Here is a 25,673-nt window from a genome sequence, read left to right as displayed (position 1 = left end):
TCGTCTACGGGACTGCATCGCATGCCGGGCGGGCCATCCCGCCCGGATCAAACCGGTTTCAGGATCAGATTGCCGTGGTCGTCCGTCGTGGCCGAGAAGCCCGGCTCCAGCCATACGGTGGTATCGGGCTGCTCCAGGATGGCCGGCCCCTCGACTCGCGTGCCCGCGGGCAGCTCCAGGCGCGCATGGCGCGGCACGTCCATCCACGCGCCGTTCACGTGCACACGTTGCGTGTCGGCCGGCCTGGGCCGCGCATCGGCCGGAGGTGCCAGCAGGCGCAGGTCGAATTTGGGCCGCACGCCGATCCGCGCGTAGCGCAGGTTCATGATGCGCACGGCAATGCCCGGCAACAGCCGCCCGAACTCGGCGCGATACGCGGCCTCGAACGCGGCGGCCACGGCCCCGGCGTGCAGGTGGTCGGCCTGGACCGGCACCATCACGGTATGGGTCTGGCCCTGGTAGAGCATGTCCAGGAAGAGTTCCTCGCGCACCGAGGCGATGGCCACGCCGGCCGAGGCCAGGTGCACGTCGCAGCGCTCGCGGAACTCCCCGACCAGCGCGCGCAGGGTCTCGAAATCCACCTCGTGCAGGCCGCGGTTGATGGTCCGCACCGCATCGTGGCGCAGGTCGGCCATCACGCAGCCCAGCGCCGAGGTCACGCCGGGATAGCGCGGCACGATGCCCGTCTCCACGCCCGTCTCGCGCATCATCGCGCACACGTGCAGCCCGCCTCCTCCGCCGAAGGGCATGTAGGCGAACCGGCGCGGGTCGTGTCCCTTCTCGATGGACACCAGGCGCAAAGCGCCCGCCATCTTGGCATTGGCCACGGTCAGGATGGCCTCGGCCGCCTCCAGCACGTCCAGGCCCAGCGGCTCGGCGACGTGGGCGCGGATGGCGGCGCGCGCCAGTTCCGCGTCCAGCGTGCCCAGAAGGCCTCCGCCCAGCGGCCACGCGGCGTCGATGCGGCCCAGCAGCAGGTTGGCGTCGGTGACCGTGGGATAGGGATTGCCGTGCCCGTAGCAGGCCGGCCCGGGCCGGCTGCCCGCCGACTCGGGTCCCACCTGCAGCATGCCGCCGGCATCCACCTTGGCGATCGACCCGCCGCCGGCGCCTATGGTCTCGATCTGTATCATGGGCGAGCGCACGACCATGCCGAAGGCGATGCTGGTCTGCTCGGCCAGCGCCACCCGCCCGTCCACCACCAGCGAGACGTCGAACGAGGTTCCGCCCATGTCCCCGGTCATCACGTCAGGATGGCCGGCCGCGCGCGCGATCGCGGCGCAGGCGATGACCCCCGCCGCGGGGCCCGACAGCGTCGTGCGCACGGGCAGCTCGCAGGCGGTCTGCCGCGACATCACTCCGCCGTTGCTTTGCACGATCATCAGTTGCCCGCCGAAGCCGCGTTCGCGCAGGTCGCCTTCCAGCCGCCGCAGGTAGCCGCCCACGACGGGTTGCAATGCCGCGTTGAGGCTGGCCGTGGAGACACGCTCGAACTCGCGGATCTCGGGCAGGACCTCGGCCGACGAGGTCACGCAGTCGTTGGGCCACAGTTCGCGCACGCGCGCCACCGCCGCCGCCTCGTTGGCCGGGTTGGCATAGGTGTTGATGAAGAAGACGCAGACCGCCTCGCAGCCCTGCGCCAGCAGTTCGCGCACGCAGGCCTCGACCTGGTCCAGGTCCACTTCGGTGTGGATGGAACCGTCGGCCAGCACGCGCTCGTCCACTTCCTTGCGCAGGTCGCGCGAGATGGGAGGCAGGTATTCTCCGCGCAGTCCCCAGGTATGCGGCCGGTCGCGCCGCCGCATCTCGAGCACGTCGGCGAAGCCGCGCGTGGTGATCAAACCCGTGCGCGCGGCCTTGCGCTCGAGCAGCGCATTGGTGCCCACGGTGGTGCCATGGATGATGGTGGCGATGCCGGCCGCGCCGCCGGCGGCATCGTCCAGCCGCGCGATGCCGTTCATGAAGCCGACCGCTTCCTCGCCTCGCGTGGAGGGGACCTTGACCACCGCCACCGACTGGTCCGCCTCGTCCAGCACGAACAGGTCGGTGAATGTTCCGCCCACGTCGACGCCGACGACCCGCTGCTGCCCGCTCACTGCCCACCCTCCGTCACATAGCCCATGGCCCGGTCGCGCTCCACGGCGGCGCCGCTGCGCCGCGCGGGATCGCCATAGCCGCCCCCGCCCGGGGTCTCCAGCCTGACCCTGTCCCCGCGCGAGAGCGGTATCCCCATCATCTTCGACACCATGGGCGGGGTCCGCCACTGGCCGTCCACGCAATAGCTGAACCGGTTCAACGCGCCGTTGCCGCCGCCCGCGATGCCCTTGGGCGCGGACTTGCCGCGCTCGCCGAAGATGAAAGCCTGCGCCGACTGCTCCAGCAGTTCGATCTCGTAGACCGCGCCCAGGCCGCCCCGGTGCGTGCCGGCCCCGCCCGAATCGGGCCGCAGCGACCACTGCGTGAAGCGCACCGGATACGCGGCCTCGATGATCTCCAGCGGCGGTATCGTGGCCGTGGAAATGGGCGCGTTGCCGTGGCTCAGGCCATCGCCGCCGGCATGGCCGCCGTGGCCGCCGCCGAAGAAGCTGAACATCACCCAGCGCTGGCCCCGGCGCCCTTCGTCGCTGCGCAGCCCCGCTATGGACAGCGCGTTGATCGTGCCGTAGGCCTGCGCCACGGCGCGCGCCGGATCGGCCTGCGCCGCCGCGCTGAAGACCACGTCTATCATGCGCAGGATGGTCTCGGTGTAGCCGCCGACCGGCCGCGGCCGCTGCGCCGTGATCAACAGGCCCTCGGGCATCACGAACTCGACCGCATCCAGCACGCCGGCATTGGCCGGCACGTCGGGAAAGAGGTGCTTGAGCGCGACATAGCACGCCGCTACCGCGGTGGCGCGCGAAATGTTGACCGCCCCCGCGCAGGGGCCCGAGGTGCGCGAGAAATCCAGCACCAGCCGCTCGCCTTCCACCGTCATGTCCAGCGCGACGCGCAGCATGTCGTCGCGGATGCCGTCGTTGTCCAGATAATCCTCGAATGCATAGCGGCCATCGGGCAGCGACGCGATGTGCGCCCGCATCAGCCTGCGCGCCCGTTCGCGCAGCGCGCCCATGGCGCCCGTCACCCGCGCCTCGCCATAGGCCGCGAACAGCTCGGCCAGGCGCCGCTCGCCCAGTTCCAGCGCCGCGAGCTGCCCGTTCAGGTCGCCCCACAGGCTGTCGGGCATGCGCGTATTGGCGCGCAGGATGGCCAGCACGTCGGGATTCACTTCCCCTTGCTGCACGATGCGCACCGGCGGGATCTGGACCGCCTCTTGCCAGCACTCGGTAGCCGCCGGGTTGTAGTTGCCGGGAACGTTGCCGCCCACGTCGTGCCAATGCGCGGCCGAGGCCAGGAAACAGACCAGCCGGCCTTCCAGGAAGAAGGGCTTGACCAGCTTGAAATCATTGGCGTGCGTGCCGCCTTCGTAGGGATCGTTGAACAGCCAGACCTCGCCTTCGCGCATGCCGCCCAGCGGCTGCGCCGCCTGGACCGCCGCCCGCACCGCGAACGCCATCGCCCCGACGAACACCGGCAGCCCCGATTTGCCCTGTACCAGGGTATCGCCGGTCGCACCGTCGTAGATCCCGTGGCAGGCATCGTGGGCCTCGGCAATGATGGGATTGAACGCACTGCGGTAGAGCGTGGCGTCCATCTCATCGGCGATCTGCTCCAGCCGGCCTTTCAGGACGGCCAGGGTGACCGGGTCCAGCTTGACTTCCGACATGCTGCCCTCTTGCATTCAGGATACTCCGGGGGACTTTATTTATGATCTATTGTTCTGTCAATAGGACAATTAGGAAAACGGCATCCCGCACCCCAGCCCTCGCCTACCCGCTCAAGTCCGCCACCGCCCTCGCCTCCAGCCACAACGCGCGGGCCTGGCCATCGTCCAGCACGGTGCCCGCCAACTGGAGGAACTTGCGTTCCACTCCCGTCCTGTCCAACGGCGGCATGTGCGTGCCACCGGGCGAATAAGGACCGTGCTCGGACGGCGTGCCGTACTCCATCATGCAAGTGCCCGCGCGGCGGCCGCCTCCGTGCAGCGCGATCTCGACCCGCGCCGGCAGGTAGCGCGGATACAGCGCCGCGTACGATTCGTCGACATGCAGGTGGATGCGCGGATACAGGCCGAGCACGCCCGGTTCGACGGCGGGCCGGCGCACGTTCGACAAGTCGTACCGGCCATGGCACAGCGCGCTGGCCACGGCCCATACCACGCTCATCAGCCGATCGTAGAGCTCGTGCGCCGCGCCCGGGGCCTGCCCGAAGCGCAGCGCCACCGGATAGGTATGCACGTCCACGCGTTCGATCTCGCGAGCAGCCACCGGCCCGTCGCTCCAGATGGACTGGATGGCGTCGATGGCCGGCTGGGCGTGGCGGCAGGCGGGCATGGGCTTGAAGTACACGCCGTCCAGCGTCTCGCCCCGCCAGGTTGCCGGATCCTGCGCGAGCCCCCGGCTGCGCAGAACGTCCAGGACGCCCGGATCGGCGCCGCCCTCGAAGATGCGGCCGCCCGACCCCAGGCCGGCGCGCGCCAGCTTCACCGACTCGATGGCGCAGCGCGCCGCCAGGCCGCCATGCAGCGGCACCGCCGAGCCGTGTTCGGTCAGGCCGCGCAGCGCCGCCGCGGGAAACGAGAAGGCGGCGTTGCCGAGCGCGCGCGCCAGGGTGTCTTCGTCCAGCTCCAGCAGGCGTCCCAGGGCGGCGGTCGCGCCGATCGCGCCCGTACACGAGGTCGGCGCCAGCCCGGCCAGCGTCAGGGCCGGATGCGCGCTGGCCGCCAGCCGGTTCGCGACTTCGTAGCCGACCGCGATGGCCATGTGGACCGCTTCCATGGTCCGGCCCTCGCGCATGGACCAGACGGCCGGGATGATGGTGTTGCACGGATGGTTGCCGCCATTGCCGTAGCCGTCGTGCCATTGCAGCAGCGAACCCATGGCGCTCATCGCGATGGCCGCCGATTCCGGGCTCAGGCCCGCCGGCGCGCCGGGAATCCGCACCGCGCCGGGCTGCGCCAGCACGAAAGCCGAACCGGCCTCGGGCAAACTGGATCCGGCCAGCACGCACCCCAGGAAATCCGCCAGGATCAACGCGACCTTCTCGCGCCGCGCCGGCGACAGGTCCGCGCGCCGCAATCCCAGCGCGAATGCCGCCAGGCGCCGCGCCAACGGCCGGCTGCCCTGATCGGTGTCCGGCGGGCGGGCCCTCATTTCAGCAGGGCCCGGGCGATCAGCATGCGCTGGATCTCGGACGCGCCTTCGCCGATGCGGTAGTGCCGCACGTCGCGATAGAAGCGCTCGACCGGCACGCCGCGGATCAGCCCCGAGCCGCCCAGTATCTGCACCGTGCGGTCGGCAACGCGTCCCACCATCTCGGAACAGAACAGCTTGACCATGCTGGTGGCCGTGCCCGCGTCCTGGCCGGCATCGATACGCCGCATGGTGTCGTAGGCCAGCGATCGCGCCAGCGCCAGCTCGGTGGCCGAATCCGCCAGCATCCACTGGATGGCCTGCCGGTCGGCCAGCGGCTGGCCGAAAGTGACGCGGCCCTTGGCGTAGGCCACCGCTTCCTCCAGCAGCCGATCGGCCGTGCCTATGCACGCGGCCGATACGCCCATGCGGCCGCTGGCCAGCGACCCCATGGCGATGCGGAATCCGCCGCCCACCTCGCCCAGCACCGCCTCGTCCGGCACGAAGCAATCGTCGAAGCGGATCTCGGCCAGCTCGATGGGGTCGGAGCCGATGGTCTTGTCCACCCGCGCGATGCACATGCCCGGCGTGCCCCGGTCCACCAGGAAGGCCGTGATGCCGCCCCGCGCGCGCCGCGCCGTATCGGTCACGGCCAGGACCATGACCACCTGTGCGCGGTGCGCGGCGCTGATGAACTGCTTCAGCCCGTTGATCACCCAGCCCCCCGCCCTTTTTTCCGCCGTGGTGCGCAAGGCGGCCGCGTCCGACCCCGCTTCGGGCTCGGTCAGCGCGAAGCTGCCCAGCCATTCGCCGCTGGCCAGCCGCGCGACATACTTGTCGCGCTGCTGGGGCGTCCCATGGCGCGCGATGGCGATCGGGGTCAGGCCGCTGGTGCAATCGAGCATGACCGTGAAAACGCGGTGTGAACGCGCCACTTCCTCCATGACCAGGCAATAGGTGGCCAAGTCGAATCCGCCCCCGCCGTATTCGACCGGCAAGCGCATGCCCAGATAGCCTTGCTGGCGCATTTCGGCCAATGCCGACGGCGCCAATTGGCCGTCCTGGTCCATCTGGCGGGCCAGGGGCTCGAGCCGCTCGCCGACGAAGCGGCGGATGGCCGGCCGCATTTCGGCCAGTTCCGGCGTGCAATCTTGCTGCATGGCACTTGAATAATTCATTATATGAATTGATAATTCGTTTTATGAATTTATTCTGGGCTTCACCTCGAAGGGTGTCAAGGCCCGCTCGCGCCATGAAAGCAACCGATCCGCTGTTCGTCACCGCCCTGGCCCGGGGCCTGGAAGTCCTGCGCTGCTTCACGCCCGCGCGCGGCGAACTGGGCACCACGGAAATCGCCCGGCTGACCGGACTGCCGCAGCCCACCGTCTGGCGGCTGTGCAAGACGCTCGCGGCTCTGGGCTACCTGGTGCCCACGGCCAACGACAAGCTGCGCGTGGGCGCGGCCGCCCTGCTGCTGGGTTACGCCGTGGTCGCGCAGACCGGGATCAATGACTATGCCGTGCCGCTGATGAAGGCCGCCGCCGATGCCCTGGGCACCACGGTGCTGCTGGCCGAGCGGCACGAGGCCAGCATGGTGGTCATCCAGCGCTGCGAACCCGCCCAGGTGCGGCGCGTGATGCTGCACATAGGCTCGACCGTGGGCCTGACCGATTCATCGCTGGGACTGGCCTACCTGGCGGCCCAGCCGCCGGCCGAACGCGAACGCATCATCGCCGGGCTGCAGGCGGAAGGACGATGGGATGCCGGCGGAGGTCCCGGCCGGCTGCGGGCGGCGCTGGACGACTACCAGCGGCATGGCGCCGTGTTCATGCGCTATCCGCAGGAGAACTTCACCGCCATCGGCGTCCCGGTCCAGCCCGCCGACCGTCACCGTACGCTGGTGCTGACCTGCGGCGCGTCGGACGCCCTGTTCACCGACGCCCACGTCGCCGCCACCGTCGCTCCCACCCTGAAGCGCCTGGCCGCCGAATTAGCGCCACTGCTGATAAGGAGATGAACCGGGGCTACCCTATGTTTCCCCAGAGATCGTGATCGTCGGAACGGGCGATGCGCACGGAAATGATGTCCCCGACCTTGTAGCGTTTCCAGGGCTTGTCGACCGGCGCCACGTAGACCTTGCCGTCGATGTCGGGCGCATCGCCCATGGAACGGGCGACGCCGCCCTCGGGGCCCACCTCGTCGACGATGCACTTGATGACCTTGCCGACCCGGCGCGCCAGGCGCTTGCGGGAAACGGCCTCCTGGACCTGCATGAAGCGGGCCTGGCGTTCCTGCCGGACTTCGTCGGGCACGGGATCGGGCAGCTCGTTGGCGGCCGCGCCCTCGACCGGTGAATAGGCGAAACAGCCCACGCGGTCCAGCTCGGCCTCGCGCAGGAAGTCCAGCATTTCCTCGAACTCGGCCTCGGTCTCGCCGGGGAAGCCGGCGATGAAGGTGCTGCGTATCGTCAGGTCCGGACAGACCGCGCGCCAGGCCCGGATGCGGTCGAGGTTGCGTTCGGACGAAGCCGGACGCTTCATCAGCTTCAGGATGCGCTGGCTGGCATGCTGGAACGGCACGTCCAGGTACGGCAGCACGCGACCGCCGTTCTCGTGGACTTCGTTCATCAGCGGCAGGACCTCGTCCACGTGCGGATAGGGATACACGTAGTGCAGGCGGATCCAGGCGCCCAGCCTGGACAGCTCGCGCACCAGTTCGGTCATGCGGGTGCGCACCGCCCGGCCGTCGACGAAGCCCGTGCGGTACTTCACGTCCACGCCGTAGGCGCTGGTGTCCTGCGAAATGACCAGGATTTCCTTGACGCCGGCCTTGACCAGGTTCTCGGCCTCGCGCATGACCTCGTGGATGGGCCGCGACACCAGGTCGCCGCGCATGGACGGGATGATGCAGAAGCTGCACCGGTGGTTGCAGCCCTCGGATATCTTCAGGTAGGCGTAGTGCTTGGGCGTCAGGCGCACGCCCTGCGGCGGCACCAGGTCGCTGAAGGGATCGTGGGGCTTGGGCAGGTGCAGGTGCACCGCCTGCATGACCTCGTGGGTGGCGTGCGGCCCGGTCACGGCCAGGACCTTGGGATGCATCTTCTGCACCACGCCTTCGCCATCGGCCTCCTTCTTGGCGCCCAGGCAGCCGGTCACAATGACCTTGCCGTTGGCCTGCAGGGCCTCGCCTATGGTGTCCAGGCTTTCCTTGACCGCGTCGTCGATGAAGCCACAGGTGTTGACGATGACCAGGTCCGCGTCCTCGTAGGTCTTGGACGTCTCGTAGCCTTCGGCACGCAGCTGGGTCAGGATCTGCTCGGAATCCGAGGCTGCCTTCGGACAGCCCAGGCTGGCGAAGGCCACGCGGGGAATGGCGGTGTTGGTCGGGGAATCGGACGAATGGATGGACATCGGGCGCACCGCGAGCGCGACTCGCGGCCGGAATTAGCGGAATGGGGGCATTTTACCGGGTTACGGCGCGCCCGCCCCCGCGCTACTTGCGCTCGTCGTCCTTGGACGCGGAGGTAAAGGGAAACGTGGTGAACATGGACCGGGTCTGGTTCTGCATCTGGTCCTGCATCTGCACGAACAGGTTCTTGCTCTGCTCGATGTAGTTGCTCATCATGCTCTGGATCATCGGCGTCTGGACGTTCATGAACTGCGCCCACGCCTCGGGGCCGAACTGGCCGCCGTACAGGCCCTTGGACTGCTCGCCCAGCTTGTTCTGGATCTCCATGAAGGCCTGGATGTTCTTCTCCAGGTACGAACCCATGATGCCCTGCATGGCATGGCCGTAGAAACGGATGATCTGGGCCAGCATGGTGGACGTGAACATGGGCGCGCCGGCGGTTTCCTCTTCCAGGATGATCTGCAGCAGGATGCTGCGGGTCAGGTCCTCGCCGGACTTGGCATCGACGACCTCGAACGTCTCGTTGTCCAGCACGAGCTGCTTGACGTCGGCCAAGGTGATGTAGGTGCTGGTCTGCGTATCGTATAACCGGCGATTGGGATATTTTTTTATCAACCGCAACGCGTTGCCGGCTCCGGCTTGCTGCGCCATGCTTGCCCCCAACTTAGATTTGTATGAAACCGGTGCGGTCCGCCGACCGCACCAGCCATCAAGTTTAGTCCAACCCGGCGTGGAACGCGTCGGGCCGGATCGGGGCTTACCCCATGTGCAGGCCGCCGTTCAGCGAGAAATCCGCGCCGGTGGCGAATCCCGCGTCGTCCGAAGCCAGCCAAGCCACGATGGAGCCGATCTCGTCCGGCGTGCCCAGGCGCTTCACCGGGATGGTGTCGACGATGCTCTGGAGCACGTCGGGGCGGATGGCACGCACCATGTCGGTACCGATGTAGCCGGGCGAAACCGTGTTGACCGTCACGCCCTTCGATGCGACTTCCTGCGCCAGCGCCATCGTGAAGCCGTGGATGCCGGCCTTGGCGGTCGAGTAGTTGGTCTGGCCGAACTGCCCTTTCTGGCCGTTGACCGAACTGATGTTGATGATGCGCCCCCACTTGCGCTCGGTCATGTCGCCGATGACCTGCTTGGTGACGTTGAACAGGCTGTTGAGGTTGGTGTCGATGACGGCGCGCCAGTCTTCCAGCGTCATCTTGCGGAAGAGGCCGTCACGGGTGATGCCCGCGTTGTTGACCAGCACGTCGACCGGCCCGAACTCCTCTCGCACCTTGGCGAACGCGGCCACGGTCGAATCCCAGTCCGCCACGTTGCCCACGGAGGCGTGGAACGTATAACCGAGCGCCGATTGTTCGTTCAGCCACTGCTGAGAGTCGCGATTGGGCCCGCAGCCGGCGATGACGGTGAACCCGTCCTTGGCCAGCCGCTGGCAGATGACGGTGCCTATGCCGCCCATGCCGCCCGTCACGTACGCTATCTTTCCGCTCATGATGCCTCCTTATGAAACGGCGGAACCCACCGCCGCTTGACCCGCAGAATACGCATGTCTCTTGTCATGCCGCCCTGACCCGCACGTACTTGCCCGGCGCGGGTTCGATGACGGGATGGTCGGCGCTGCCCAGCGCGCCCGGCGCCTTGCCCTGGCGCCCTCCGTGCTCCTTGATCCAGGTTGCCCAGTCGTTCCACCAGCTGCCCGGCACTTCGCGCGCCTCGCCCATCCAGGCGGCGGCGTCGGCCGGCAGCTTGTCGTCCTCGCGCACCCAGTAGCTGCGCCGGTTGCGCGAAGCCGGATTGATGACCCCGGCGATATGGCCCGAGGCCCCCAGCACGAAACGCATCGGCCCGCGCAGGAGCGCGGTCGAGGCGTACGCCGAGGTCCAGGGCACGATGTGGTCCTCGCGAGAACCGTACACATAGGCCGGCATGTCGAGGGAACTCAGGTCGAGCCCCACGCCGCACGCGCGCACCTTGCCGGGCACCCGCAGGTTGTTCTCGAGATAGGTATTGCGCAGGTACCAGGCATAGAACGGTCCCGGCAGGTTGGTGCTGTCGGCGTTCCAGTACAGAAGGTCGAAGGCCGACGGCGCCTGCCCCTTCAGGTAGTTGTTGACGACGTAGTTCCAGACCAGGTCGTTCGGACGCAGGAAGGCGAAGGTGGTCGCCAGTTCGCGCGCCGCCAGCACGCCGCCCGCGGCGAACTGCTGTTCGCGCAGCAGCACCTGGGCTTCGTCGATGAAGACGTCCAGCACGCCGGTGTCGGCGAAATCCAGCAGCGTCGTGAGCAGCGTGAGCGAGGCCACCGGATCCTGGCCGCGTGCCTTCGCCACCGCCAGCGCCGACGACAGCAGCGTGCCGCCCACGCAGAATCCCAGCGCGTTGACCTGCGGCTGCCGCGAGATGGACGAGACGACGCCGATCGCCTCGAGCACGCCTTCCTGCAGGTAGGCATCCCAGTCCGCATGCTGCACGCCATCCGCGTCGACGGCCAGCGGGTTGCGCCACGACACCATGAAGACCTGCATGCCCTGTTCGAGCGCGAAACGCACGAAGGAATTGTGCGGCTGCAGGTCCAGGATGTAGAACTTGTTGATGCAGGGCGGCACGATCAGCAGCGGACGCGCGTAGGCCCGGGGCCCGAGAGGCTTGTACTGGATCAGTTGGAACAGCCGGTTCTCGAACACCACCGACCCCTCGGTGGTGGCAAGATTGCGCCCGACCTCGAACGACGATTCGTCCGTATGGGAAATGCGCCCCTTCTGCAGGTCCGACACCAGGTTGGCGATGCCCTGCTGCAGGCTTTCGCCGCCGGACTCGAGCAGGCGGCGCTGCGCGTCGGGGTTGAGCGCGAGGAAGTTCGAGGGCGACATGGCCTCGACCCATTGCATGGTGGCGAAGCGCAGCCGGTTCAGGACATGTTCGGGCGCCTGGACGCTGTCGGCCATCTTGAGCATGGTGCGCGCGGACAGCAGGTAGGCATGCGCCAGGAATGCATGCCCGGGGCTGGCGCTCCAGGCTTCACCGGCGAAGCGCTGATCGGTCAGTGGTTCGAGTTCGCCCGCGCCGGCGGCCCGCCAGAGATCGGCCCATTCCTGCGCGAACTCCTGCTGGATCTCCAGCAGCTTCTCGGGGGCCATGGCGTGCCCGCCCGACAGGATGCGACTCGAAGGCGCCGACGACCCAGGCATGTCGGCCTTCTGATTCAACATCTGCTGCCATGCTTCCAGCCACGCCAAGGGGTTCGTAGAATCCTGCCTGGACTGACTCACTAGAACACCTTGCTGATTCGATTACGCTAGATGCCATAGTGCATAGCGCGCCTGCGGCTGTCAAATCGCGCAAGACCCGCGCCAATGCCTGCGCGGCGCGCCGGTCGGACCGGCGTTTCACTCATATTTCATCTTCGCCGACCCATGCATTTTTCCTTCCTCGTCGCCATCGGCTGGCTTTACGTGACACTGCTGATGTCCCTGGCACAGCCCACGGTTCTGGCGGGTATCGCGACCCTGCTTTTCTACGGATTGCTGCCGGTCGCGATCCTGCTGTACATCTTCACCGCGCCCATGCGCAAGCGGCTGCGCCGTGCGCGCGAAGCGGCGTGCGACACCCCGGAAAACCCTGATCAAGAGAAACCCTGATGGCGCCGGCGACCAAGCGTCGCCCCGAGCGCCTGGCGGTCACGGAACGAGCCAGGCCAGCGTCGCGAAGCGTCCGGTGACGCCCTCCTTGCGGTAGGAGTAGAAGCGGTCGTTGCCGGCCACCGTGCAGAGATTGCTGCGCACGACCGTGGCCACGCCCGCGGCACGCAGCCGCTGCTCGGCCAGGGCCGGCAGGTCGGCCAGCCACTTGGGGGCGCCCGCCGCGTCGTGGCCGCCGGTCGGGACGAAGGCGCCCGCAGGCGGTTCGGCCGCGCGCGCGAAAGCCCCCCGCACCTCGTCTCCGACCTCGAAGGCCAGGGGACCGATGGCCGGCCCTATCCACGCCCTCAGGCCTGCGTCCGGCGGCACGCCCATCGCCGCGACGGCATTCTCGAGCACGCCGCCCGCCAGTCCGCGCCAGCCGGCATGGGCCACGGCCAGGACGCGGGCCTCGGGCGCCGCGATCACGACAGGCAGGCAGTCGGCCGTCATGATGGCCAGCACCCGGCCCTGGACGCGCGTGACGGCGGCATCGGCCGGCGCGGGATCCGCTTCGTGGTCGGCGTCGGCCACCCGCGTGCCATGGACCTGGTCCAGCCACAGCGGATCGGACGGCAACAACGCGCGCAGGCGCGCGCGGTTTGCGGCCACCGCCCCGGGGGCGTCGCCCACGTGCGCGCCCAGGTTGAACGAAGCATACGGCGCCGCGCTGACGCCGCCGGCACGGGTGGTGGCGAAGATGCGCAGCCCGGGCCAGTCCGGGCCTTCCTGCACGAACGGCTGGGCGGCGGTCATGCGTCATCCTCCTCGTCCAGGTAGCCGTCCGCGTCCTCCTCGCCATCCTCCCAGGCGATGATGCGCACGACGGCCTGCATGTCGTCCGGCACCGGCGCATGGAAAACGCGGGGCCCGCCATGGACCGGATCGTCGAACTGCAGCCTGGCCGCGTGCAGCATCTGCCGCGCGGCGGGCGCCACCGCCTTGCCGCCGTACAGCGTGTCGGCCAGGAGCGGATGGCCGATGCTGGCCATGTGCACCCGTATCTGGTGCGTGCGGCCGGTCTCGAGGCGGCATTCGACCTCGGTCACCGGCATGCCGCCGGGCGCCCTGCCCAGGCGCAGGGGTTCGAAATGAGTGATGGCCGGCTTGGCGGCGATAGGCCGCTCCACGCTCATGCGCACCGGCACGCGCGGGTCCCGGCCGATGGGCCGATCGATGGTGCCGCCGCGCCGCACGTGGCCCGACACCAGCGCGAGATAGCGCCGCCCCACCGTGCGGGCCTGCAACTGCCGCACCAGCGAGGTTTGCGCCGTAATGGTGCGTGCCACGACCATCAGCCCCGAGGTATCCTTGTCCAGCCGGTGCACGATGCCGGCGCGCGGCACCTGGGCCAGTTCGGGATAGCGGTGCAGCAGGCCGTTGAGCAGCGTCCCGTGCCAGTTGCCCGCCCCCGGGTGCACGACCAGGCCGACGGGCTTGTCGACCACGATCCAGTCGGCGCTGTCGGCCACCACCGGAAAATCGATGGCTTCCGGCGTGAAGGCCAGCGACTCGGGCGCCGCTTCCTCCCAGACCGTGAGCTGGTCACCCGGCCCGACGACCTGCCGCACGGAGGCCGCCTTGCCGTTGACCAGCACGCCGCCGCGCTCGATCCAGCCCTGCAGGCGGCTGCGGGAATGCTCGGGCAGCAGCTGCGCCAGGACCTTGTCCAGGCGATCGGCCCGGGTGCCCGAAGGCAGGTCCAGCAAGCGCGGCTCGGCTTCCTGGCTTTCGATATCTTGGGACGGCAGCGAAGATGACATGTTTCTGGAGGGCCTGGCCGCGAAGCCCGAATATAATCACGGATAGTCTATTGGTGAGGGACACCACCATGCAGTTGAATTCCCTGGCAATGCAAGCGGCCTGCGGGCATCCGGCCCCGGCCCGGCGGCAGCGCCTCGTCGCGCGGCTGAGCCTGGCCCTGGCCTGCCTGCTGGCCTTTTTCATCCTGGCGGGCTGCGCCAATACCGGCAAGGAACCCGACCCCACGGTGGGCTGGACTGCCGAGAGATTGTACAAGGAGGCCAAGGACGAGATGGATACCGGCAACTGGACCCAGGCTGCCAAGTTGCTGGAGAAACTCGAATCGCGCTATCCCTTCGGCGTCTTCGCCCAGCAGGCGCAGATCGACATCGCCTACGTCTACTGGAAGGATGGCTCCAACGCCCAGGCGCTGGCCGCGATCGACCGCTTCGAGCGCCTGCACCCCAACCACCCCAGCCTGGACTACATGCTCTACCTGAAGGGCTTGATCAACTTCTACCAGGACAGCGCCTTCCTGGCCAGCCTGACGCGCCAGGACCCCAGCGAGCGCGACCCCAAGGGCGCGCGCGAATCGTTCGACGCCTTCAAGGCCCTGGTCGCGCGCTTCCCCGACAGCAAGTACGCGCCCGACGCCCGCCTGCGCCTGAACTATCTCGTCAACTCCATCGCGATGAACGAGGTCCACGTCGCCCGCCTGTATCTCGAGCGCGGCGCCTACGTGGCCGCCGTCAACCGCGCGCAGACCGCGGTGCGCGACTTCCAGGGTGCTCCCGCGGTCGAGGAAGCGCTCTACATCATGGTGCTGGCCTACGACAAGATGGGCATGACCGACCTGCGCGACGACGCCTCGCGCGTGCTGAGCATGAACTATCCCGACAGCAGCTTCGTCAAGAGCGGCTTCCAGAAAGACAGCGGTCCCTGGTGGAAGATCTGGTAGCGGCATCGCTTCCGTGGCCAGCGCCCTGCTGATCGACGATCACGCCATGTTCCGGGAGGGGCTGGCGCTTGCCCTGCGGCAAGCGGCCGGCCCCTCGCTGCATCTGCGCACCGCCGTCGGCGGCGCCGAGGCCCTGGCCTTGCTCAAGGACACCACGGCCGACATCGCGCTGATGGACTACTACCTGCCCGACATCGGCGGCACGGCGCTGGTGCGCCAGCTCCGGCGCGCGGGCGCCGGCCTGCGGGTCATGGTGCTGTCGGCCTCCGAGGACCACGAGGATGCCGAGGCGGCCCTGGCCGCGGGGGCCCACGGCTTCCTGCACAAGTCCGCCGACGTCGGGCAGTTGCTGGATGCCATGCAGCGCGTGCTGGCCGGTCAGGTCGTCCGGCCGCCGGAAAACCTTCCGGCATCGCTGGCCGTCCTGTCCGAGCAGCCCCCCGGCCGCCTGACGCCTCGCCAGACCGAGGTCCTGTGCCTGCTGTGCGAGGGGCTGCGCAACAGTGAAATCGCCGAACGCCTGGCCACGACCGAGAAGACCGTCAAGGCCCACATCTCGGCCATCTTCGCCGCGCTGGGCGTGGTCAACCGCACCCAGGCGGTGCTGGCCGCGCGCCGCGCCGGCCTGTTCGGCAAGCCCAGGTAGACCGGGAATGGGCCCTAGCCCAGCATCCGTACCAGGACCTCCCGCAACTCGGCGGGCTCGACCGGCTTGTGCATCAGCGGCCAGGTGCGCGCCGCCGCTTCCGCCAGCCGCTGCGGATCGGTATCTCCGCTGATCAGCATGGCCGGGATGTTCTCGTCGTTGAACTCTTCGTGCAGCGCGTCGATCACCTCGATTCCCGTCTCGTGGTTGCGCAGCCGGTAGTCGCTGATGATCAGGTCCGGCCGCTCGTTGCGCCGGGCGGCGGCCTGGACGATCTCTTCGCCGCTGCCGCCGGCCACGACCCGGCACCCCCAGGCCTCCAGCAGCAGTTGCAGTCCCTGCCGGTTCTCGATGTCGTCGTCGACCACGAATACCAGCCGGCCCTTCAACGCTCCGGCGGAATGACCGGGCGGCGGCGCCTCCGGCTGGCCGGCATGCTGTTCGGCCATGCGGGGCACGGTAATGGCGAAGACGCTGCCGCGCCCCGGCCGCGAGCGCAGGCCCACGGCATGCCCCAGCAGCTTGGCCGTGCGCCGCACGATGGCCAGCCCCAGGCCCAGCCCCTTGCCCCGGTCGCGCTCGGGATTGTTCAACTGGTGGAACTCCCAGAACACCTTGTCCTGCTCGGCGGCCGGAATGCCCGCCCCGGTGTCCCAGACCTCGATGCGCCAGGCGCCCCGCCTGGGCCGGCACGCCAGCAGCACTCCGCCCCGCTGCGTGTTGCGGATGGCGTTGTCCACCAGGTTGCGCAGGATCCGGTCGAGCAGCGCCGGATCGGTATAGACCACCGCCCGCGTGGGCCGCACGCGCAGGACCAGCGACTTGGCATCGGCCTGGGGCGTGAATTCCAGCAGCAATTGGTCGAACAGCGCCGTCAGCGCGAAAGTCCGCCGGTTGACGCGCACCACGCCCGCATCCAGGCGCGAGATGTTCAGCAGCGCCTCGAACAGCGTTCCCAGCGCGGATGCGGCCCGCCCCACGCTGTCGACCAGGCGCCGGCTCTCGTCGGGCAAGGGCTGCTCCTTCAGCACGCCAATGAACAGGCTGAGCGCGTGAACCGGTTGGCGCAGGTCGTGGCTGGCGGCGGCCAGGAAGCGCGACTTGGCCAGGTCGCTGCGCTCGGCCGCCTCTTTCTCGCGTTGCAGGCTCTCGACCAGGGACAGGTTCTCGAAGCGCAGGCGCAGCGAGTCGATCTGCGTGCGCGACATGCGCTGCGCGAACACCAGGGTGACGGCCAGGTACAGCGCCGCCGCCAGCGCCAGCACCGTATGCATGGTGCCCGGAATGGTCAGGATGGCAATGAAAGGTAGCGAAAAATACGGCACCTGGAAGGCGTAGAGCAGCGGCAGGTCGATGCAATAGGCGTAGATCGCACCCGTGCCAAGCGTCAGCAGCGCGACGATCAGGAACATCTGGTGCGGCAGGTCCACGTGCAGCATCCAGTAGGCGAAGGGAATTCCCCACAGCAATCCGGCCACCCCGGTCGTGGCGATGGCGGTCCGGCGCCAGCGCGCCACGCCGCCCGCGTCGCCCGCGCCCCGCCGGTACCTCGACACGCCCCAGGCGCGGACCAGGGTCCAGGCTGCTTGCGCCAGGAACCAGGCCAGCATCTGCCAGGCGGGCACCGCCTCGCGCATCGCCGCCCACACCAGGCCGACCGTCAGCAGCGCCCCGCACAGCGAGAACGGCAGGTTGCGGCGCAGAATCGCCGCCTGTTCGGCCTGGAGCTGCTCGGCAAGGGGCGTGCTGGGTGCGGACATCGGGCTCGTGTTCCAGGAATTGGCACAACGCTATCACGGAGTGGATCGCCAGGCATTGGACCTTGGACCAATGCGCGCGGCAAGACCTTCCGCTACGCTGGCGGCCACGTTTCCCACCCGACAGGTATCGCCCATGCCCCCACGACTCCGCGCCCGGCTCCTGCGCGTGCTGTCGCTGCTATCCATCCTGGCCGTGGCCGCCTGCGGCGGAGGGGAAGAAGCCGCCGGGCCGGCGCCACCTGCGCCCGAGACCGGCCCGCGACTGGCCGTCGATTGCAGCGGGCCGCACTGCGGCGCCATCGACGCCCATCGCTATGCCGGCTCCGGCGTGGGCGTCTGGCAGTACACCAACGATACCGACGACCGCGTGGAAGTGTCCGTCCGGATCGACGGCATACCGGGCAAGGACGTCCATCTTTCCTACGTGAACCACTCGGACACGCGGCAGAAGCTGCCGCCGCTGGAGCTGTTCCTGCGCTCGCCCTACACCGGCACGGCCGCCCTGCTGCGCGCGGCGGCACCCGCTCCGGCCCGGGCGGGTCTTCCGCGGCCCCATGCGCCCTACGACCTGCGCGCCTTGCCCCGCCCGCGTGCGAAGACCGCCTCCGGCCCGGCCCTGGCCCGGATGGCGGCCTCCGCATCCCACCGGGTGGGCGACACCCGGGAATGGTGGGTGAACGATTTTTCCGGCGGTGACAACGCCAGGGCCCCGCGCCCGACCACGCTGCGCCGGCGCTCCAGCCTCGACGGCGCCGATCGCCGGGCGCTGAACATCTGGGTGGAGGACGCGGTCACGGCTGCTGGCGTCATTACCGACGAAGCGCTGGATCAATTGCAGGAGCGTATCCGGTCCACCTACGACCGGATAACGAGGATCGCGGGACCGATCTGGGCGGAAACCCCCTACGAGAACATCATCGGCGCCCATGAAGACCTGAACGTGGTGATCGTGGAACCGCTCGAGGTCCTGGGCTATGTCAACTTCACGGACGCCTACGTGCGGCACTACTACCCGGACTTCCCGAACATCCAGCAGTCCAACGAGGCGCTGGCGGTCTACATGCACGCCCGGAGCATTTACGCCCCCGACGACGTCTACACCGATGCCATCCAGACTTTCTCGCACGAACTCACCCATCTCATATTCTGGTTCTATCGAGGCATCCTCGCAGGCGATGACGACCAGCTCGACTCCTGGCTGAACGAAACCGTCGCGGAAGCAATGAAGGAGCTGGCCTACCATCCCGACGACGCGGCGCCCTCCGATACCGAGGCGCGGTTCCAGAGCTGGTTGTCCTGGGGACAACGCGGTGGCTTCAATTGCGACCTGCGAGACATGTATCCGATCCCGTTGCCGAACCGGGCCTGCTATGGCTACAGCACGGTCAATGCACTGGCCGCCTTCCTGATGCGCCACTACGGTGCCGATCTACTGGTTTCGCTGCTGCACGACTTCAGTTCGAGCGACTCGTTCGAAATCCTCGACCATTCCCTCCGGCAGGCCGGCGGCGACGGTTTCCCGGCCCTCCTGCGGCGCTTCGGGACCAGCGCGGCGCTGTTTCCCGCGGCGGCATCGCCCCCAGGCTTCGGCTATCCCGCGCGGCACGGGCAGGACGTCTTCCTTATCCCGCTCGATGGCGCGCGCTATGCCGACATCAACACCTTACCCGGCCGCGTGCCGCTCTACCTGGAACCCTACGGCTTCTTTCCGTTCGTACGTCCCCTTGTCCAGGGCAGCTACCGCGAAACGCTGCTGGTTCCCCCACGCTCCAGCCTGAGCCTCGTCATCCGATAGCAAGGAATCGCCATGATCACAGTCTCTTCACGTCCATGCCTTCCCATCAGACGCCTGGCCATCCATGGCGTATGGCTGCTGCTGGCCGCCTGCGGCGGAGACGGCGCCGTGGCGCCGGATACGCCCGAACCGCCTGCTCCGGCCGAGGCGCAACTGACGGTCGATTGCAGCGGACCTCATTGCGGCGCGGTCGATGCCCATCGCTACCTGGGTTCGGGCGTCGGCATCTGGCAATACACCAATACGACCGACGATCGGCAGACAGTGGCGATCGACATCTCGGGCCTGGCAGGCAAGGACGTGCAGCTGATCATCACCAACCACGGCGGCACCCCGCAGAAGATGCCCGGCATCGAATTGTTCGAGCGCTCGCCGTATCCGCCGGGCGCGCCCGCCGCCGCGCGGCGCGCTCCCGCCCTTTCCCCCGCCGTGCCGCCCGTCGCGCAACGAGTCGACGCCAGGCAGACCGTCAGCCGACGAGCCCCCGCTGCCACCGCCGCCGTGGGTTCCACACGCACCTGGTGGGTCGATACGTGGACAGAGGGGCGGGTAGAACGCTCATTCAACCTGCTTCGCCAGGGGCAGGCCCAGGGCCCCGATGGCCCGCGCCGGGTCAACATCTGGCTGGAGGACGATCAATACGGCGACGAACTGGTCAACGACGCGATGCTGGATACCCTGTTGCGACGAGTCATCTCGGGTCCGGACTCCATCTACACGCGGGCCACGGACCTCGCCGGCGAACCCTGGGGACAGCACGAGACGGCCGGGGCGATCCCGCCGGCGCAAGACCTGAACATCGTGCTGGGCAAGGAACTGGCCTATGTGGCCTATCCCGGCGCCCGCGACCTTCGCATCCGCCGACAGACGGGCAATCCCGACTTCGACGAATACGTCCGCACCAGCAACGAAGCGCTGGCGGTATATCTGACCTCGGAGCGCTTCTATCAGCCGGACGACTACTATGCGTACGGCGAACCGGCCGCGGCCATGGCGTTGCTGCTGACCCAGATGTCCAACATCTATCATCGCTCGGCACTGCCCGAGACCGACCAGTCCTTCGAACCATGGCTCGACATCATGACGAGCTTCATGATGCAGGACATCCTCTACCTGCCTGGCGTCGATACCTATCAGCTTGCAGGCGACATCTACCGCTGGTATTGGCTGTCGCTGGGCGCCACGGGCAACTTCAACTGCGACCTGACAACGTCACTGGACGCCGACGGATCGGCCTGCTATTCCGACGCGGTGCGGGCAACGTTCGGCGCCTACCTGTTGCGGCAATACGGTATCGGCTTCTATCGCCAATTGCTGCGCAATACCAGTTCGCCGGATTCCTGGGCCATCCTGGACGACGCCATCAAGCAGGCGGGCGGAGAAGGCGCAGATACCGCGTTGCGCCGCTTCGCCACGAACATCGCCCTGCTGCCCGCAGCCGCGTCGCCCAGGGGCTACGGACTGCCTGAACGGACGGACGGCGCCTACACGCTGGCCGCCATCGATGGCGGCACCTACGCCAGCGAATTCACGCTGCCGACCGACACGATCATGACCCTGATGCCGCGCGCGTTCTTCCCCTTCGCCCGGCCGGCCGTGCGGGACAACTACCGGGAGAACATCGTCGTCCCCCCGCATGCCAGCCTGTCGGTCGTCGTACGCTAGGAGCCGACATGAGACCCGCCTCCCCCACGCTTGCCCTGCTTGCCGCCGCCACCCTGATGCTGCTGTCGGGATGCGGGGGCGACGCCGAACCCATCGCCCCGACGGAACCGCCGCCTTCCACCGCGCAGTTCGAGGTCGATTGCAGCGGCCCCCGCTGCGGCGCCATCGATGCCCACCGCTACGCGGGCTCGGGTATCGGCGTTTGGCAGTACACCAATACCGGCGACGAACGGACCGCCCTGCCCATCCGGCTGGCTGGCGTGGCCGGCAAGGATGTGCAGTTGATTTACACCAACCACGGGGATACGCCGCAGCGCCTGCCCGCGCTGGAGCTGTATCTGCGTTCGCCCTATCCGCTCGCTGCGCCCGCCGCCAGGCTGGCGTTCCCGGCCGGCGCGGACGCGGCGGATGCCGCAAGTCCGCGCCGCCCGCGGCACCCCGACCTGCCTCCGATGCAGGCCGATCCGATGCAGCGGCTGAAGAGCCGCAAACCCTCGCCCGCGCACAGAATCGTGGGGCCGAGCCGCACCGCCCACGCGCCCCGGCTCGGGGACGTGCGCACCTGGCGGGTATCCGGCTACGGGATGGGCACGGAAGAAGACGCGTTCCGCCGGTCGACCCTGGTCCGCCAGACCGTGGCCCGCGACGGGCGCGGCATCCATGTATGGATCGACGCGGAGACCCAGGCGGCCGGCAGTGTCACGGATGCAATGCTCGACGGCTTCATCCGCGACGTCGCCCAAAGAGAGGACGCGGTCTACGACAGGACCGTGGCACTCGTCGGTCCGCCCTGGGGCCCGTATCCGGAAGGCGAATTGCCGGCCATCCCTCCCGACGCGGACCTGCACGTCGCCTTCATCCGCGACATGATGGCGGCCGGAATGGTGCATTGGAACGACGTCGGGCTGAACGATCCAGCCGGCCCTCCCGAGGACAATCTCAGCAACGAAGCGCTGGTCCTCTTCATGTCAGACGACAACTTCTACAACCCCGTCCTGGACGAACTGGCCTCCTTCGCCCATGAGCTGACTCACCTTTCCACACGCTACCTGCAGGTCATCTCCAAGGAGCCAGGCCAGGAGTACTTCCATCAATCCTGGTTCATCGAACTGATCGCGCTGATGGCCGAGGATGTCCTTTACCTTCCCGGCCTGAACCGCCACCATGAAAACCGTGATTTCTTCGTCCGCTACTGGCTGCGCGACCAGAACTTCAACTGCGACATCCTGTCGATCGCCATCCAGGACTGGGGCGCCTGCGACAGCTACAACATCAACTCGACCATAGGCGCCTACCTGCTGCGTCATTACGGCATGGACTTCTATCGAAGGTTGCTGAACGAGACCGGCGCGCCGGACTCCTGGCGCATCCTGGACAAGGTCATCCGCGACGTGGGCGGCCCGGGCATCCAGACGACGATGCGCCGCATCGGCACGACCAGCGCACTGTTGCCGGCGGCATCGCCGCCGAACTTCGGCCTGGGGGCGAGAAGCGACTCCGGCTACGACCTCGTGCCAATGGACGGTGCGCTGTACGCGGACTACGGGCTGCCAACGAGCGTACCGATGTATCTGCAGCCGCGGGGATTCTTCCCGTTCGTGCGGCCGGCTGTGCGGGACGTCTACGAGGAGGTCATCACCGTGCCGCCCCGGACCAGCGTGTCGGTGGTGATTCGCTAGGGCCTGCTGGCCCTGGCCGGTGCGGGGTTCCGGCAGCGCACCGCTCAGGCCGCTGGCGACAGCGTCTCGGCGCGCTCGGCGTAGAACGCCTCGACGTCCGCCACGTTGCGGGTACGCGTGAACGGCGGCAGGCCGCGCCACAACAGCTTGCCGTAGGGCTTCTCGACCAGCCGGCGGTCGGCCACCATCAGCACGCCCCAGTCGGTTTCAGTGCGGATCAGCCGTCCCGCGCCTTGCTTGAGCGCGATGGCGGCCTCGGGCAACTGGTATTCGAAGAAGGGATTGCCGCCCCGTTCGCGGCAGGCGCGGATGCGGGCATCCAGCACCGGATCGTCCGGCGGCGCGAACGGCAGCTTGTCGATGGCCACCAGGGTCAGCGCGTCGCCCGGCACGTCTATGCCTTCCCAGAAACTCGCGCTGCCCACCAGGACCGCGTGCGCGCTGGTCCGGAAGCGCTCCAGCAGTTCCCGGCGGGAACGGTCGCCCTGCCTGAACAGAGGCCATTCCCAGCCACGTTCGCGGAAGGCTTCCTGCAGCAGCTCGGCCACCTTGTCCACCGCCCGCAGCGTCGTGCACAGCACCAGCGCCGAACCGCGGCTGGCCGCCAGCACGGGCAGCAAGGCCTCGACGAAGCCTTCGGTGAAGCGCGGATCCTGCGGCGCGGGAATGCCATGCGGCACGAACAGTCGGCCATTGGTCCCGTAGTCGAACGGCGACTCCCAACGGCCGGTCGTGGCTTCGTACAGGCCGAGCTGGCGCGTGAAATGCGAGAAATCCTCGCGCACCGACAAGGTGGCCGAGGTAAGGATCCAGGCCTGCCCCGCCGGCCGGTACTGCGAAAACGCCTGTGCGACGGACAAGGGCGCGGTATGCAGGCGGATGTGGCTGGTGCCGGTTTCCACCCAGCGCACCCAGCCGTCGTCTGCCCGTTGCGGGGGCTGCTCGGTTGGTTGGTCGGCAACGGATTCCGGCCAGGCGGATTCGGCCGGTTTGCCGGTCTGCCCGGCATGGGCCGGCGGCACGCCGTGGGCCTCGGTCCAGCGCGCCAGCCGCGCGATCAGGTCGGGACCGCGCTTGGCCACCATGTCCAGATCGGGGTGGCGCTCACCCACGGCCATCAGGATGCGGCCCAGGGTGTGGACCGCATCGATCACCTGTTGCACCGCCTTGCCGAAGTCCTGGGGATTGGGCAGCGTGTCGAAGGTGCTGCGCTGGCCCGGCATTTTCTCGACCGCCGCGCACGACAGCCGCAGCTCGCGGGTGGCTTGCTCGACGGCCTGTCCCAGCACCGGCCAGTCCGCGCTTTCGCGCGCATGCGACAGGCCGGCGACCGTGGCGTCGCGCGCGAAGTCCAGCAGCTGGTGCGACGACACCGACTCGCCCAGGAAGCGCGTGGCGGCGGCCGGCAACTGGTGGGCCTCGTCGAACACCACCGTATCGGCGGCCGGCAGCAGATCGGTGATGCCTTCGTCCTTGAGCGCGAGGTCGGCCAGGAACAACGCATGGTTCACCACCACCACGTCGGCCTCGATGGCGCGCTTGCGGGCCTGCATGACGAAGCACTCGCGAAAGGCCGGACAGTCCGATCCCAGGCAATTGTCGCGGGTGGACGTCACCTTGTGCCAGATGTCCGCGTTCTCGGGCACCTCGGCCAGTTCAGCCTTGTCGCCGCTGCGGGTGTGCTTGGCGAACGCCTCGATCTTGCGCAGCTGGGCGACCTCCGCCCGCGAAGCCAGGCGGCCGTCGCCCACGGTGCGTTCGAGATGGTAGTGGCACAGGTAGTTGGACCGCCCCTTCAGCAGCGCGATGACGACGGGCAGCCCCAGCGCGTCCCGCACGGCCGGCAGGTCGCGGACGAACAACTGGTCCTGCAGCGTCTTGGTGCCGGTCGAGACCAGCACCTTGCCGCCGTGCATCAGCACCGGCACGAGATAGGCGAAGGTCTTGCCGGTCCCGGTGCCGGCCTCGGCCACGAGCGTGCCGCGATCGCCGATGGCCCGCGCGATGGCCTGAGCCAGCTCGATCTGCTGGATCCGCGGCCGGTAGCCCTTGAGCTTGCGCGCCAGGGGGCCGTCGGCCGCGAACACGGCGGCCACGTCGGCGCCGATGTCCATGATCGAAGCGGTCATGCAGGAATGTCCGGTATGAGCTGCATCTGCAGGGCCACGATGTGGTCCTTGAGCTGGAGCTTGCGCTTCTTCATGCGCTTCAGGCGCAGTTCGTCCACCGCGGCGTCGAGGGCAAGCCTCTCGATCGCGGCGTCGAGGTCGCGGTGCTCGAGCTGCAGCTCGACGATGCGCGCGGTCAGCGCCTGGATCCTGTCGTCCATCACGGCTTCCCGGCAGGCGCCGGCGCGCCCTCTTCCTGCTGCTGCGCCTTCAGGCGCCCGGCCTCTTCCTCGCGCTCGGCCCGGCGCCGGGCACGCTTGGCCTCGGCTTCCTGCCGATCGCGGGCCTGCTTCTCGGCGTACTCGCGCGCCTCGGCCTGCTTGCGTTCGAATTCGGCCCGGTTGCGGGCGCGAACGGCAGGATCGTCCACGTCGCGCGGCGGACGCGGCGCCGGCGCGGCGGCGGGGGCCGACGGGCGAGGCGGGGGGGCCGGCTCGGCCTTGGGCGGCGGGCGGCTGGCCGCTTCCTCGGCCTTGCGGGCGGCGCGGTCGGCGGCCTTGGCGTCGCGCTCGGCATTGTCGCGGTCGCGCTTCTCGTGCCGCTCGCGGGCTTCTTCGCGCCGGATATAGAGCTCGGCTGCGCGCCGTTCCCCGTCGGCGCGCGTCACGCCCGCATTGCGCTCGAGCCTGGCCTTCTCGGCACAGCTGTTGGCGAAGAACTTGTGCATGCACTCGGCCGCGTCGATGTCGTACTGCCGCTTGATGCGGTCGGACTCGGCCTTGGCGGCGTCGGCGGCCGCCTGGGCCGCCTCCTTCGAGGCGTAGGTCTGCGCGGGGGCGGGCTGCCCGTCCCCCTCGGCCGCCCATGCGGGCGACGCGCAGACGGCCACGGCCACGACCGTGGGCAGCAGCCAGCGCGCCAGCCGGGCGGCCCAGCCGCCCGTGGCGGGCAGGCGGTCGACACATTGCGTAACGCCCGGGCAGAAAGCAATTAAGGACATATT

The 25,673-nt window shown here is 68.6% G+C and carries 21 protein-coding genes; 7 read left to right on the top strand and 14 right to left on the bottom strand.

Translation table 11 applies throughout. The features are described 5' to 3' along the window. Positions 1 to 47: 47 nt before the first annotated feature. From CDO46_RS24275 to CDO46_RS24260, 4 genes are all read right to left on the bottom strand, one after another. Positions 48 to 2,096, bottom strand: a complete 2,049-nt coding sequence (locus tag CDO46_RS24275; protein WP_087841140.1) for a hydantoinase/oxoprolinase family protein — start codon at positions 2,094 to 2,096, stop codon at positions 48 to 50. After that, a complete protein-coding gene (locus CDO46_RS24270) occupies positions 2,093 to 3,763 on the bottom strand; it encodes a hydantoinase B/oxoprolinase family protein (protein ID WP_087841152.1) in 1,671 nt (556 codons plus the stop codon). Before CDO46_RS24270 ends, CDO46_RS24275 begins: the two co-directional genes overlap by 4 nt. Before the next feature lie 103 nt (positions 3,764 to 3,866). After that, complete coding sequence (locus CDO46_RS24265) at positions 3,867 to 5,249, bottom strand: MmgE/PrpD family protein (RefSeq protein ID WP_087841139.1); 1,383 nt, start codon at positions 5,247 to 5,249, stop codon at positions 3,867 to 3,869. Then, the gene (locus CDO46_RS24260; protein WP_165963381.1) at positions 5,246 to 6,388 is read right to left on the bottom strand and encodes an acyl-CoA dehydrogenase family protein; all 1,143 of its coding nucleotides are present in this window, start codon (positions 6,386 to 6,388) and stop codon (positions 5,246 to 5,248) included. The genes CDO46_RS24265 and CDO46_RS24260 overlap by 4 nt, the downstream gene beginning before the upstream one ends. A gap of 92 nt (positions 6,389 to 6,480) precedes the next feature. On the opposite strand from CDO46_RS24260, the gene CDO46_RS24255 reads away from it, so the two are divergent. Further along, positions 6,481 to 7,245, top strand: a complete 765-nt coding sequence (locus tag CDO46_RS24255; RefSeq protein ID WP_176400836.1) for an IclR family transcriptional regulator — start codon at positions 6,481 to 6,483, stop codon at positions 7,243 to 7,245. Between the two features lie 7 nt (positions 7,246 to 7,252). Here the strand turns inward: CDO46_RS24255 and rimO are convergent, their stop codons facing one another. The 4 genes from rimO to phaC form a co-directional block, all read right to left on the bottom strand. After that, entirely contained in the window at positions 7,253 to 8,638 is a 1,386-nt protein-coding gene (gene rimO / locus CDO46_RS24250; protein ID WP_087841136.1) for a 30S ribosomal protein S12 methylthiotransferase RimO, read from the bottom strand. A gap of 82 nt (positions 8,639 to 8,720) precedes the next feature. Beyond that, a complete protein-coding gene (gene phaR / locus CDO46_RS24245) occupies positions 8,721 to 9,287 on the bottom strand; it encodes a polyhydroxyalkanoate synthesis repressor PhaR (RefSeq protein WP_087841135.1) in 567 nt (188 codons plus the stop codon). Positions 9,288 to 9,393: 106 nt separating this feature from the next. Continuing rightward, complete coding sequence (gene phbB / locus CDO46_RS24240) at positions 9,394 to 10,131, bottom strand: acetoacetyl-CoA reductase (RefSeq protein ID WP_087841134.1); 738 nt, start codon at positions 10,129 to 10,131, stop codon at positions 9,394 to 9,396. Positions 10,132 to 10,195: 64 nt separating this feature from the next. After that, positions 10,196 to 11,827 (bottom strand): class I poly(R)-hydroxyalkanoic acid synthase, encoded by a 1,632-nt coding sequence (phaC, locus tag CDO46_RS24235; RefSeq protein ID WP_176400835.1) that lies wholly within the window; start codon positions 11,825 to 11,827, stop codon positions 10,196 to 10,198. Between the two features lie 225 nt (positions 11,828 to 12,052). Between phaC and CDO46_RS24230 the strand changes: the two genes are divergently transcribed. Next, entirely contained in the window at positions 12,053 to 12,277 is a 225-nt protein-coding gene (locus tag CDO46_RS24230) for a hypothetical protein (RefSeq protein WP_087841133.1), read from the top strand. Between the two features lie 39 nt (positions 12,278 to 12,316). Here CDO46_RS24230 and pgeF read toward each other — a convergent pair whose 3' ends face one another. Continuing rightward, positions 12,317 to 13,072, bottom strand: a complete 756-nt coding sequence (pgeF, locus tag CDO46_RS24225) for a peptidoglycan editing factor PgeF (protein ID WP_087841132.1) — start codon at positions 13,070 to 13,072, stop codon at positions 12,317 to 12,319. Continuing rightward, entirely contained in the window at positions 13,069 to 14,079 is a 1,011-nt protein-coding gene (locus CDO46_RS24220) for an RluA family pseudouridine synthase (RefSeq protein WP_087841131.1), read from the bottom strand. Before CDO46_RS24220 ends, pgeF begins: the two co-directional genes overlap by 4 nt. An 89-nt stretch (positions 14,080 to 14,168) precedes the next feature. On the opposite strand from CDO46_RS24220, the gene CDO46_RS24215 reads away from it, so the two are divergent. Together CDO46_RS24215 and CDO46_RS24210 are read left to right on the top strand one after the other, a co-directional pair. Next, entirely contained in the window at positions 14,169 to 15,017 is an 849-nt protein-coding gene (locus tag CDO46_RS24215) for an outer membrane protein assembly factor BamD (RefSeq protein WP_087841130.1), read from the top strand. A 13-nt stretch (positions 15,018 to 15,030) separates the two neighbouring features. Beyond that, the gene (locus CDO46_RS24210; protein WP_087841129.1) at positions 15,031 to 15,663 is read left to right on the top strand and encodes a response regulator transcription factor; all 633 of its coding nucleotides are present in this window, start codon (positions 15,031 to 15,033) and stop codon (positions 15,661 to 15,663) included. Between the two features lie 14 nt (positions 15,664 to 15,677). Here CDO46_RS24210 and CDO46_RS24205 read toward each other — a convergent pair whose 3' ends face one another. Next, on the bottom strand, positions 15,678 to 17,423 hold the full coding sequence (locus tag CDO46_RS24205) for a hybrid sensor histidine kinase/response regulator (protein ID WP_087841128.1): 1,746 nt from the start codon (positions 17,421 to 17,423) through the stop codon (positions 15,678 to 15,680). Positions 17,424 to 17,556: 133 nt separating this feature from the next. On the opposite strand from CDO46_RS24205, the gene CDO46_RS24200 reads away from it, so the two are divergent. Genes CDO46_RS24200 through CDO46_RS24190 form a run of 3 tightly spaced genes read left to right on the top strand, consistent with a single transcriptional unit; the run spans position 17,557 to position 22,562 of the window. After that, positions 17,557 to 19,218, top strand: a complete 1,662-nt coding sequence (locus tag CDO46_RS24200; protein WP_140416912.1) for a hypothetical protein — start codon at positions 17,557 to 17,559, stop codon at positions 19,216 to 19,218. A 12-nt stretch (positions 19,219 to 19,230) separates the two neighbouring features. Beyond that, complete coding sequence (locus tag CDO46_RS24195) at positions 19,231 to 20,883, top strand: hypothetical protein (RefSeq protein WP_087841126.1); 1,653 nt, start codon at positions 19,231 to 19,233, stop codon at positions 20,881 to 20,883. 8 nt (positions 20,884 to 20,891) lie between these two features. Continuing rightward, positions 20,892 to 22,562 carry a hypothetical protein gene (locus CDO46_RS24190; protein WP_087841125.1) on the top strand — a complete coding sequence of 557 codons (1,671 nt, stop codon included), beginning with the start codon at positions 20,892 to 20,894 and terminating at the stop codon, positions 22,560 to 22,562. A gap of 44 nt (positions 22,563 to 22,606) precedes the next feature. On the opposite strand, the gene CDO46_RS24185 is transcribed toward CDO46_RS24190, so the two are convergent. The 3 genes from CDO46_RS24185 to CDO46_RS24175 are packed head-to-tail and all read right to left on the bottom strand — an operon-like array spanning position 22,607 to position 25,670. Then, a complete protein-coding gene (locus tag CDO46_RS24185; RefSeq protein ID WP_087841150.1) occupies positions 22,607 to 24,679 on the bottom strand; it encodes an ATP-dependent DNA helicase in 2,073 nt (690 codons plus the stop codon). An 8-nt stretch (positions 24,680 to 24,687) separates the two neighbouring features. Beyond that, positions 24,688 to 24,891 (bottom strand): YdcH family protein, encoded by a 204-nt coding sequence (locus tag CDO46_RS24180; RefSeq protein ID WP_087841124.1) that lies wholly within the window; start codon positions 24,889 to 24,891, stop codon positions 24,688 to 24,690. Continuing rightward, complete coding sequence (locus CDO46_RS24175; RefSeq protein WP_087841123.1) at positions 24,891 to 25,670, bottom strand: hypothetical protein; 780 nt, start codon at positions 25,668 to 25,670, stop codon at positions 24,891 to 24,893. The genes CDO46_RS24180 and CDO46_RS24175 overlap by 1 nt, the downstream gene beginning before the upstream one ends. Positions 25,671 to 25,673 lie beyond the last annotated feature (3 nt).

It is taken from the genome of Pigmentiphaga sp. NML030171, from assembly GCF_002188635.1.
GTDB lineage: Bacteria > Pseudomonadota > Gammaproteobacteria > Burkholderiales > Burkholderiaceae_B > Pigmentiphaga > Pigmentiphaga daeguensis.
This window is presented reverse-complemented; position numbering and strand designations above follow the sequence as displayed.

Coding starts and splice junctions, on each gene's coding strand:
- pgeF (WP_087841132.1), bottom strand. CDS start 13,072: ATGACCGCCGCCCAGCCGTTCGTGCAGGAAGGCCCGGACTGGCCCGGG.
- CDO46_RS24215 (WP_087841130.1), top strand. CDS start 14,169: ATGCAAGCGGCCTGCGGGCATCCGGCCCCGGCCCGGCGGCAGCGCCTC.
- phbB (WP_087841134.1), bottom strand. CDS start 10,131: ATGAGCGGAAAGATAGCGTACGTGACGGGCGGCATGGGCGGCATAGGC.
- rimO (WP_087841136.1), bottom strand. CDS start 8,638: ATGTCCATCCATTCGTCCGATTCCCCGACCAACACCGCCATTCCCCGC.
- CDO46_RS24270 (WP_087841152.1), bottom strand. CDS start 3,763: ATGTCGGAAGTCAAGCTGGACCCGGTCACCCTGGCCGTCCTGAAAGGC.
- CDO46_RS24260 (WP_165963381.1), bottom strand. CDS start 6,388: ATGCAGCAAGATTGCACGCCGGAACTGGCCGAAATGCGGCCGGCCATC.
- CDO46_RS24255 (WP_176400836.1), top strand. CDS start 6,481: ATGAAAGCAACCGATCCGCTGTTCGTCACCGCCCTGGCCCGGGGCCTG.
- CDO46_RS24265 (WP_087841139.1), bottom strand. CDS start 5,249: ATGAGGGCCCGCCCGCCGGACACCGATCAGGGCAGCCGGCCGTTGGCG.
- CDO46_RS24175 (WP_087841123.1), bottom strand. CDS start 25,670: ATGTCCTTAATTGCTTTCTGCCCGGGCGTTACGCAATGTGTCGACCGC.
- CDO46_RS24220 (WP_087841131.1), bottom strand. CDS start 14,079: ATGTCATCTTCGCTGCCGTCCCAAGATATCGAAAGCCAGGAAGCCGAG.
- phaC (WP_176400835.1), bottom strand. CDS start 11,827: ATGCCTGGGTCGTCGGCGCCTTCGAGTCGCATCCTGTCGGGCGGGCAC.
- CDO46_RS24200 (WP_140416912.1), top strand. CDS start 17,557: ATGCCCCCACGACTCCGCGCCCGGCTCCTGCGCGTGCTGTCGCTGCTA.
- CDO46_RS24230 (WP_087841133.1), top strand. CDS start 12,053: ATGCATTTTTCCTTCCTCGTCGCCATCGGCTGGCTTTACGTGACACTG.
- CDO46_RS24180 (WP_087841124.1), bottom strand. CDS start 24,891: ATGGACGACAGGATCCAGGCGCTGACCGCGCGCATCGTCGAGCTGCAG.
- CDO46_RS24195 (WP_087841126.1), top strand. CDS start 19,231: ATGATCACAGTCTCTTCACGTCCATGCCTTCCCATCAGACGCCTGGCC.
- CDO46_RS24205 (WP_087841128.1), bottom strand. CDS start 17,423: ATGTCCGCACCCAGCACGCCCCTTGCCGAGCAGCTCCAGGCCGAACAG.
- CDO46_RS24190 (WP_087841125.1), top strand. CDS start 20,892: ATGAGACCCGCCTCCCCCACGCTTGCCCTGCTTGCCGCCGCCACCCTG.
- phaR (WP_087841135.1), bottom strand. CDS start 9,287: ATGGCGCAGCAAGCCGGAGCCGGCAACGCGTTGCGGTTGATAAAAAAA.